Origin of the sequence: Actinoplanes sp. NPDC051633 (assembly GCF_040681735.1) — a bacterium.
In the GTDB taxonomy this organism is placed as follows: Bacteria; Actinomycetota; Actinomycetes; order Mycobacteriales; family Micromonosporaceae; genus Actinoplanes.
In genome coordinates, this window is sequence record NZ_JBFAZH010001114.1 from 1 (window position 1) to 2,543 (window position 2,543).

General features: G+C 72.7%; 2 protein-coding genes and 1 pseudogene. 2 read left to right on the forward strand and 1 reads right to left on the reverse strand.

All coding sequences use genetic code 11. The features are described from left to right. Positions 1-489 (forward strand): annotated as a pseudogene (locus AB0M20_RS37730) (hypothetical protein); the annotation flags it as partial. 47 nt (positions 490-536) lie between these two features. Here AB0M20_RS37730 and AB0M20_RS37735 read toward each other — a convergent pair. Beyond that, entirely contained in the window at positions 537-1,811 is a 1,275-nt protein-coding gene (locus AB0M20_RS37735; RefSeq protein ID WP_364305618.1) for a DUF1479 domain-containing protein, read from the reverse strand. An 89-nt stretch (positions 1,812-1,900) separates the two neighbouring features. Between AB0M20_RS37735 and AB0M20_RS37740 the strand changes: the two genes are divergently transcribed. Beyond that, positions 1,901-2,543, forward strand: a 643-nt coding sequence (locus AB0M20_RS37740; protein ID WP_364305619.1) for a winged helix-turn-helix transcriptional regulator, incomplete at its 3' end; no start/stop codon positions are given.

A 2,543-nucleotide genomic window follows, 5' to 3' on the forward strand; every position in this document is an offset into this window, starting at 1 on the left:
GTGACCGCGGCGGTGACCGCCCTGGCCGGCGAGGCCGCGCCGCGCGTGCTGGCGGCCTACCGCGCGGCGTACCCGTCGATCGCCCCGTACCTGCTCTACAACCGGATCCTGACCGACCGCGGCCAGTTCCGGAACGCCAACCTGCAGGCCGAGCGCAAGGCGGCGCAGGGCGGGGCGCCGGTCTGGAAGTACCTGTTCACCTGGCCGTCGCCGGCCGATGGCGGCCGGTGGGGCGCGGTGCACGGCATCGACGTCTCGCTGCCGTTCCACCGCGCGGACACAGAGATGCACGGGTACGGCACGCCGCGCGCCCGGCAGCTGGCCGACGAGCTGACGGGCGCGTGGGTGAGCTTCGCGCGGACGGGCCGCCTGGACTGGCCGCCGTACACGGCGGCCCGCCGGGCGACGCTGGTGCTCGGCGACGACACCCGCGTGGTCGACGACCCGCTGCGCGACCTGCGGCTGCTGTGGGCGGACTCAGCCGGCTGAGCCGCACCGGTCTGGCACCAGGGTGTGGCCGCTGACGGATGTCACGACTACTCCAAGCCCAGGCCGCGGCGGCCGATCTCGTTCAGGTCCTCGGGCTGGAAGCGGTTGGCCCAGTCGCGCTCGTAGTGCTCGGCCGGGAAGTCGCTCGGGCTCTCGCCCTTGGTGAAGGCCTCGCGGACCGACGCCGCGTAGCGCTCGTTGCGCGGGCACCAGGGCGCGGCCGGGATGTACATGACGTTGCCCCAGCCCTTCTGGGCCTCGACCGGCGCAACGCTGTGGATCATGTCGGCGTGCCACCAGACCGAGTCGCCGGCCCGCACGTCCGGGATGCCCGACAGGGCCTCCATCAGCGGCGCGTGCCACTTGTGGCCGGCCGGGAAGACCTGGTTCACCGTGACCCCGCACATGTCGTCGTCCGGGACGTCGCTCAGCAGCGGGCGCAGCATCAGATAGGCCATCGCCTCGGGGATCGGAACGGTGTGCAGCACGCCCTGGTCGTGGTCCATGTCGGACAGTGCGGTCCAGCCCTGGAAGGTGCGGAAGGCCGAGCACATCGTCGAGCCCGGGTACTGCGGGCCGGCCGTGCGGTGCGCGGCGTCCCACGGGTCGTACTCCTCGACGCTGCCGTCGAACAGGTGCCGGAACGCCTGCTGATAGGCCTGCGTCATCCACAGGTCGAGCGTGCCCGGGTCGAGGTGGGTGCCCAGGCCGGCCGAGTCGGCGCCCTCGGGGCGGCGGCGGATCCGGTCGGGGTAGAGCGAGTCGCGGTCCGGGTCGAACCACCGCACGCCCTCCGACTCGTGCTTCCACTGGTGGTTCAGGAAGGACTGCACGTTCGCCATGCGCTCGCTCTGCCGGGCCTGCATCTGCGCCGGCGACCAGTAGATGGGGTAGATCTCCGGCTTCGAGCCGACGCTGCCGAAGAAGTCGTCGCCCGGGCCGCGGTAGTTCTCGAAGAAGTGGTTGCTCTCGACGTAGTCGACGATGTCCTGGTCCCACTGCAGGGCCTGCTCGCGCTCGAACTGCCCGCGCACCACGAGGCAGCCGCGGCGGCGCAGGAGCGCGACCTGCTCGGCGGAGACGGTGCCGTTGGCGATGTCGGCATAGTCGATCACCGGCCACACCTGCTCGCCCCGGCGGCGGGCGGCGACGATGTCGTCGATCGCGGCCTGCACCCGCCGCTCCACAACGGCGAAAACCTCGTCGACGGTACGACCGGAGGTGGCGATCCGCTCCCGCAGGGCGGCCTTGATCTCGCGGGTCGCGGCCTTCAGGTCGGTGGGCGTCTCTTCCCAGTGCGGCAGTGCGGTGGTGGTCGGCACGGCGCTTCCTTTCAAGTCAGATCTCCTTACTTGAAGGACTGTACGGGGTGTCGCCGCTTCCAGGCAAGAGCCCTGACTAGAATCGTCACGTGGATTCCGCCAAGCCGACCCAGGACCTCGTCCGGGCGCTGACCGACGAGCACGTGCTGCGCGCCCTGATGCAGCACCGCCGGCTGACCCGCGCCGAGCTGGCCGTCGAGATCGGCATCTCCAAGCCGACCGCCGGCGAGAGCGTGCGCCGGCTGACCGAGCGAGGGCTGGTCGCCGACACGGGCCAGCGGACCCCGGGCGGGCGCGGCCGCGGGCGGGTCGGGTCCTACTACGCGCTGGACCCGTCGGTCGGCACGGCGCTGGCCGTCACGATCGCGCCCGAGGGCGTGGTCGCCGAAAGCCTGGACGTGTACGGCGACACGGTCGCCCGCGAGGCCCGCGGCGCCGACCCGAGCCGGGTGCCGGAAACGCTGGCGGAGGTCGTCGCCGCCACCGGACAAGCCGCCACCGGACACAAGGCCCGCCTCGCCGTCGTCGGCGCCGCCGACCCGGTGGACCGCGCCACCGGCCGGCTGGTGCAGCTGCCGGACGCGCCGTTCCTGGTCGGCGCCCTGGACCCGGTCGCCGTGCTGGCGCCGCACGTCGACGGCCCCGGGATCGTGGACAACGACGTGAACTGGGCGGCCCAGGGCGAGGCCGTCCGGGACGGCGGCCGGGGCGACATCGCGTACCGGTACAAGG